This is a genomic window from Paramuribaculum intestinale (genome assembly GCF_003024925.1).
GTDB lineage: Bacteria > Bacteroidota > Bacteroidia > Bacteroidales > Muribaculaceae > Paramuribaculum > Paramuribaculum intestinale.
Genome location: NZ_PUED01000139.1, coordinates 1 through 6,800 on the forward strand (window position 1 = coordinate 1; position 6,800 = coordinate 6,800).

6 protein-coding genes and 1 pseudogene are annotated in these 6,800 nt (G+C 56.8%); 1 reads left to right on the forward strand and 6 read right to left on the reverse strand.

Annotated features, from left to right (window positions below):
• The 6 genes and pseudogenes from C5O24_RS09815 to C5O24_RS09840 all read right to left on the reverse strand — a co-directional run.
• On the reverse strand, positions 1-389 hold a 389-nt coding region (locus C5O24_RS09815), incomplete at its 3' end, for a glycoside hydrolase family 20 zincin-like fold domain-containing protein (protein ID WP_240604962.1).
• A 200-nt stretch (positions 390-589) separates the two neighbouring features.
• Positions 590-679, reverse strand: a pseudogene (locus C5O24_RS09820) (HipA family kinase); the annotation flags it as partial.
• Positions 676-3,303 carry a transglutaminase domain-containing protein gene (locus C5O24_RS09825; RefSeq protein WP_107035547.1) on the reverse strand — a complete coding sequence of 876 codons (2,628 nt, stop codon included), beginning with the start codon at positions 3,301-3,303 and terminating at the stop codon, positions 676-678. The gene C5O24_RS09825 and the pseudogene C5O24_RS09820, both read right to left, overlap by 4 nt.
• Positions 3,300-4,061 (reverse strand): copper homeostasis protein CutC, encoded by a 762-nt coding sequence (locus C5O24_RS09830; RefSeq protein ID WP_107035548.1) that lies wholly within the window; start codon positions 4,059-4,061, stop codon positions 3,300-3,302. Before C5O24_RS09830 ends, C5O24_RS09825 begins: the two co-directional genes overlap by 4 nt.
• A 26-nt stretch (positions 4,062-4,087) precedes the next feature.
• The gene (locus C5O24_RS09835) at positions 4,088-5,404 is read right to left on the reverse strand and encodes an alpha-L-fucosidase (RefSeq protein ID WP_107035549.1); all 1,317 of its coding nucleotides are present in this window, start codon (positions 5,402-5,404) and stop codon (positions 4,088-4,090) included.
• Positions 5,405-5,502: 98 nt separating this feature from the next.
• Positions 5,503-5,868, reverse strand: a complete 366-nt coding sequence (locus C5O24_RS09840) for a DUF3127 domain-containing protein (RefSeq protein WP_107035550.1) — start codon at positions 5,866-5,868, stop codon at positions 5,503-5,505.
• Positions 5,869-6,217: 349 nt separating this feature from the next.
• On the opposite strand from C5O24_RS09840, the gene C5O24_RS09845 reads away from it, so the two are divergent.
• Positions 6,218-6,800: MlaE family ABC transporter permease (locus C5O24_RS09845; RefSeq protein ID WP_107681772.1), on the forward strand; the 583-nt coding region annotated here is incomplete at its 3' end.

A 6,800-nucleotide genomic window follows, 5' to 3' on the forward strand; every position in this document is an offset into this window, starting at 1 on the left:
CGTGGTCGGGGGGTGTGCAGGGCATAGAAAAATCCGGCAGGGCGCGAAGCCTCTATCGTGATGCCGTCGCTGTCCACTTCGAGCCGGTAGGCTTCCGCGCCGATGGCCGGATCTATGGAAAGCGTGAGCATCGCGCCGGTATCGCTTTCGGTGAATTTTGATCCGGTAGCTTTTTCAAAATCCGGTATGAAACGCTGCATCACTGTGGCGATGCTGTCGCCCGGATATGCCGCTACGCTGTAGCCGATGGTCTGCGGTAGTTTCAGAGTGCCGTCGGAGGTCTCAATCTTCGCCGGAAGGGGTATGATGGCGGGGGTGTCCTGTGCGGCGGCGTTGAGGCATATAGCTGCGGTGGCTGCTATGGCTGCGAGTCGGCTGTGTAATCTCATTTTGTCGAAGCTTGTCGTTTCAAGATTAATAATGTTGCGAAGTTACAAATTTTCACTTGCTTTACCAAGAAAAAACCACCAGACGATCTTGCCGCCGAGCCGTCGATGGTCGCCACCGGAGTCGTTCAGGAACAGTGGCTCGGGGAGCTCAGTCTACAAGTTCGGCAAAAAGACGGTCGAAAGTGTTGTCGAAGTCAGTAGTCAGCCTCCGCGAGAAGGGGCAGCGAGCCGCCTTCGCGCAGAGGCTGTATGTAACGTGTGACTTCCTGGCAGCGCAGGTCGATGGTCATTCTCCGAGATGATGTATGGTGTCGACTATCTGGTCGCCCAGACCGATGGTGTAGCCCTGGCTGACAAACACGATGCGGTTGAACGTGTCGGCGATAATGAACACGGGACGTTCTGTAGTCGACAGCTTGAGGTTGCCGATGATCTCCGCTGCGATCTTTCCGTCGGTGTCGATTCCATAGCTGACGGTCGAGGGTAGTTCGGGAAGCAGCGACGAGTCGAAGCGTCCGGCGTCCTGACGGTCCTTGAACAGCAGTATCATGCCACGTCCCCACTTCTCGAATTCGGGAGCTACGGCCGCGATGTCGCGCAGGGCGTGGTTGGTGGGTTCATGGTTGGGGGTCAGCAGTCCGATGACGTAGTAGCCGCGTCCGGTGGTGGAGAGCACGGATTTCTCCGCGCCTGATGCGAGATCGGTGTAGGTGTTCTCGGAGTTGAAGTTGCCGATCACCTGCACTCCCTTGTTGTCCTGACGCATCACGAGGGTATCGCTGACTGTGGATTCGGGTCGGATGTCGAAAAACTGTGCACGCGAGAGCACTCCGCCGTCGGCCATGCGCTGGCCGCTGACGAGCATGTATTGTCCTTCGTCGAGCTTCTGGCCGTCGCGGAGTATGCTGCTCCATGTGGCGTCTTCGGGGAAGCCGAGGAGCTGCGGACGTCCGTCGGCGATCTTCGACAGGGTGAACTGCGTGTAATATTTCGGGTCATCGATCCGGCCGGTCTTGGTAAATGCAAGCTTGAGTGTGCCCTGGGATGCCGGTTTTGCGGATGCGGAACTGTCGCCGCCGAAGCTGGCGTCAGTCCAGTTGCCCTTGGCGTCGGCCCACTGTGTCTTGCCTGTGACGGGATCGATGCGGGCCGGTATGCCGAGGCTTCGGGCCTTGGCTACGAAATAAATGTCGCGCGAGGCTGCGTTGGTGGCTTTCGACCGGTCGACAGCTTCCGGACTCATCCTGATGTTGCCGGGATACCAGTCGGGCAATATGGTTATATCGCGGGCTGTCTGTGCCACTAATTCAGCCGGATTGGCGCGCATTCTGGCCGCTTCGTCCTTGCCGACGGTGGCGGAGAAGTAGGAGCGGAAAGGTGTGAGGGCTTCGTTGTCGATGCGTGGCGACAGTATGTATTCGGCATAGAGCGGTGTGTCGTAGACGGGAGCCGTCAGATGGTCGGCGAGGATTACGGCGGGCACGTCGCTGCGGTCTTTGACGCTTAGCGATTCCACGAGCGTGAGGGCGCGTTCACGGTCGGCCTCGGGCACTCCGCTCAGAAACTGCTCGATGGTCTTGTGGTTGCCTCTGGCGTCGATCATCACAGCAGCCACTCTGGCGGGGTCAAGGCCGAGGCGTCTGCCAAGATCCTCGCCGCGCTCGCGGGTAAAGAACGTGGCGGTGTATGCGCCGCGGAGAGAGTCTTCATACACCTTGCGTCGGTCGTTTTCGGCAGCCTGGGCCGGGGTGACCTCTACGGGCTTGTTTGAAGCCACAGGCGGGATGATGTCCATCTCCTTGACTCCCGTATAGGAGGGAGTGAGATCAAGCGTCACAGCCACGTTGCGGTCGCGCCCTACGGAACCTTTGGTCATTCCGAAATTTTTACCGTCGGTAGCCCAGACCACCACGTCGCCTATTCCGGCCGAGAGTGAGGCGCGGCCATGCTGGTCGGTGGTTTTGGTGGCTATGGGGTAGAACTCACCGTAGTTGTAAAGCCTGAAGCTGACTTCGGTGCCTGCGGCCGGACGTCCCTGCCGGTCGGTCACATTGACAGTGATGGTGTCGACCGGAGCATAGTTGGTAGTGACGTTGATGTTGGTATAGCCGTCGGGTGTGGCGAGCACCTCTTCGGGGCCGTCGTAGGCTCCGAAAGCATAGGTGTTCATCATCATGCCTCGCGAGGCCGGAGCGTTGAACCATCCAAGGTTAAGTACCGGTTCGGGTTCGCATGCGCCTAAAAAATACCATTGTCCGTCGGCCCATGCCTCAACCCAGGCGTGGTTGTCGTCGGTATGCGCCCAGCGTGGGGTGTAGATCTGTCGGGCAGGGATGCCTACCGCACGCAGAGCGCCCACTGTGAAGGTCGATTCCTCGCCGCAGCGTCCGATGGCCGACGAAACAGTGGCCAGAGGGGAGTGGGTGCGGCTGTCCGATGGCTCATAGGTGGCTTTCTCATGACACCAGTGGTTCACCTCGAGTATAGCGTCTTTCATCGACAGCCCCTTCACGCGATCCTTTAGTTCGGCGTAGAATTCCGGACGGTGATTGTCGAGCGCTTCGTTGTTGATACGCAGCGGCAGGACGAAATGGCGCCATTCGCGGTCGGGGATATTTTTGCCCCAGGGCATCTCTTTGCGGGCACGCAGGGTGGCGTCGACGTTTGTGAGGAAAAAATCCCCGGAGTAGTCGGCTATGTCGGGTAGCGGCATGTAGGCGTAGAGAAATTCGAGCGCTTCGCGCTGCTGTGGCGTGAGGTTGCGGTCGAATACGGTGAAATATGCCGGATTGGCAACCTTCTCCTGGCGTTCTTTGAAATCGGCTTTTACTTTAGGCGTAGCGATGTTCTGTGCTGTCGCGCCGCATGCTGCCGCCGAGATGATGGCGGCTATGGCTATGTGTCGTAGTTTCATGGATTGATGGCTTTGATGATTTCGGCCACGATTTCGGCCGATGTCGTTTTACGTGAATATTCGTCGGTGCCGGGTGCTCCCATGCTTACCCCAGGTTTGCGGTAGATCATGTGGCTGGCTATGGTGTGGCGTGCCGATGCGTGAATCTCGCATGTGCCGGAAAGGCGGATAATCTCTGCGGCATTCTGCGGGCAGACTCCTCCGCCGGCAAGGACGACGAGGCGTCCGGCCGCGCGGTCGACGAGCTGACGGAGCATCGGTGCGCCATCGAGTGCCGATGCGGCCTGACCCGATGTGAGGAGGCGGTTGCATCCGAGGGCTATTATGTGGTCGAGCGCTTCAAACGGGTCGCGGCACAGATCGAAGGCGCGGTGGAACGTTACGTTCATACCGGACGCCGCCTCCATCATCTGGCGGCAGGCGTCCATGTCAATATCGCCGTCGGGGGTGAGCGCTCCGATTACAACGCCGTGCGCTCCCGCTTCGCGGGCCGCCACGATGTCGTCGGTCATTGACGCCACTTCTTCAGGGGTGTACAGGAAGTCGCCTCCGCGCGGTCGTATCAGCACGTGGACTTTCATTCCGGGCACTCTGACGGCCTGGCGTATGAAGCCGGTGGAGGGGGTGATGCCTCCGTCGGCGAGAGCCGAGCAAAGCTCTACGCGCTGTGCTTCTCCGCGCGAGGCTGCGTAGACGCTTTCTATGTCGCCGGCGCAGACTTCGAGCAGATTTCTATGTGTTGTGTTGTCGTGTGTCATGTAGTATGGTTAGCGAGTTGATATGATCACTTTGTTTCGAGTTCGATGATATAGTCGATCGTACCCTGAGGGATTTCGGGAAGTGTGATTTTTACTCCCCCCTCTTTGAGTCGTGAGTGTTTGAGTGTTGATTTTGTGGCGAATTCCTTGGCACTCTTGATTTTTAACGCAGTGGGCACTGTGATCTCGTTGCCTTCGGGACGGAATACGTGGAGATATAGCTTGTCGCCTTTGCGTGTGGCCGTTCCCCACGACTGGGCGGGGAAGTCGGCGGCGCGCACTCCGTAGACGGTTTCACCGTTGGCGCGGAGCCATTCTCCCATCCCTTTGAGGCGGTCAAGCGCGGCTGCGGGCAGTTCGCCGTTGGGCTGCGGGCCGATGTTGAGGAGCAGGTTGGCTCCTTTGCCGCGTGCATTGACGAGCAGCTCTATCAGTTCGGGCACACTCTTGTAGTTCTGGTCCATGATCTTGTAGCCCCACATTCCGTTCATCGTGGCGCATGTCTCAAGCGGCAGCTGCGACACGTCCTGTCCTGAAAGTCCGTGCTCGTTCTGTCCGGGCAGATCGCGCTCGAATATCTGGAAGTCCTCGCCCGGATAAGGCGTCTCGTGGTGGTTGTTGGCTATGAGTGTTCCGGGCTGGAGCCGGTGTATGAGCGCATACTGTTCGGGGAGCTGCCAGTCAAAGGCTGTGGAATCCTGGTCATGATCCCACTTGCCGTCAAACCAGATTGCACCGATCTTTCCATAGTTTGTGAGCAGTTCGGTGAGCTGGTTGTTCATAAACTTGTAGTAGCTCGGCCAGTCGCGCAGTGTGGTGTCGCGTCCGGTCTTCAGGCCGGTGCGTCCCGACGGATAGTCGGGTCGTGTCCAGTCGATGTGGGAGTAGTAGAGGTGGAGTTTCAGCCCCTGTTTCTCGCATTCATCGGCAAGTTCCTTGAGTATGTCGCGTTTGAACGGCGTCGCGTCCACTATGTTGTAGTCGCTCTGACGTGTGGCGAACATCGAGAATCCGTCGTGATGGCGTGTGGTGAACGTGATGTATTTTGCTCCTGCGTCCTTGAATGCCTTGACCCATTCGGCGGCGTTGAAGTCGGCCGGATAGAAGGCTTTGGCCGATTTGGCATATTCTTCGGCTGAGGCGCCGTAGTTGAGATACCATTCGCCTTGTCCGAATAGGCTGTAGATGCCCCAGTGGAGGAAAATGCCGAATCCGTTGTCGGCAAACTCCTGCTGTGCGGTCACGATTTCGGGTGAGGGTACGTAGCTGTCGGGTGTGGAGGCCGATGCCGGAATTCCGGCCGTGAGTGTCGCCGCTATGGCCGCAGCCATGATTTTTTTCATTATGATATGGTATTTAAGGGTTTTATAAAAAGCGAAGAAACCGCCAGTCGTTGTCTGGCTGGAGGTTTCTTGTCATGGTTGTATTCCGGTGGCGTCGATCAGAACGGCAGATCGCTGTCTGAGCCGCCGTCGGGTGCGATAGGCGCGGGAGGGAAGTCTGCTCCCTGCGGCATGGCGGGTGCCGACATGGGCTGCTGTCCGGCGGTTTCGGCTTTCCATCCGCGGATGCTGGTGTACCAGCGGCCGTTGTATTCGCGGCTTTCGATGTCGAAGCTCAGGGTGACGTCGTCGCCTACGTTGAGCTGATAGCGGTCGGCGTTGTCGCCGAAGAAGTCGAAGTGCACTTTCTTGGGATATGTCTCCTGAGTCTCGAGCACATATTCATGCTTCTTCCAGTTGTTGCCCGCCTTCGAGGTGCCCGACACGGCGCCGAGGTCGAGAATGATTTTTCCTTTTAATTCCATTATCGGATGTTATGATGTTTATTGTTGTTATTGGTCTTGTCGCTGTCGTTGATGATGTGTTTGATCCTTTATGGTTATCTCTGCAAATTTACGCAATAATCCCGACCCGACAAAAAAACGCTCTTGTTTCAAGGTGCAAAATACTTACAAAATTCCGATAATTGCCAAGTGACAGCTATTGAGGATTGGTTAAAAATGCTGCTAAATTGGCTGAATATGGTGATGTCCGGCAACGGGGTGAGAAAATTTGGTTAACTTTGCAGCGGTAAAGCGGCTGGCTGTAGTCAATTCGACCTGGTCGGCCGTAATGTCCGATCGTTTAATCTTCAATAGATACTTACCTATCAGTATGCTACTGACAAAATCGCTGACCTCGTTCGGCCGCTACTGGATATTCGTGAGCCGTGTGTTTGCGGTGCCCGACAAATGGCGGGTGGCTCTGAGACGCACCGTGCTGGAGATCTCCAAGCTCGGAGTGGACTCCATTCCGCTTGTGATGATCATCTCGATATTTATCGGTGCTGTGATCGCCATTCAGATGCAGCTCAATATTTCATCGCCTCTGATTCCGGCCTATTCGGTAGGTCTGGCCACACGTGACATCGTGCTTCTTGAATTCTCCAACTCGATACTCTGTCTGATTCTTGCGGGCAAGGTAGGCTCGAACATCGCCTCGGAGATAGGCACTATGAAGGTGACAGAGCAGATCGACGCTCTTGACATCATGGGCGTCAATTCGGCCAATTTTCTTGTGCTCCCCAAGGTGGTGGGTTTCGTGCTGTTCATGCCGGTGCTCGTGGCGTTCTGTATAGCTACGTCGCTTTTCGGCGGTTTTGCGGTAGCGGTTTTCACCGATATTATAACCGTCAGCCGGTATGTATATGGCATTCAGGCTCTGTTTCAGGAATGGTACGGGTGGTATGGCTTTATCA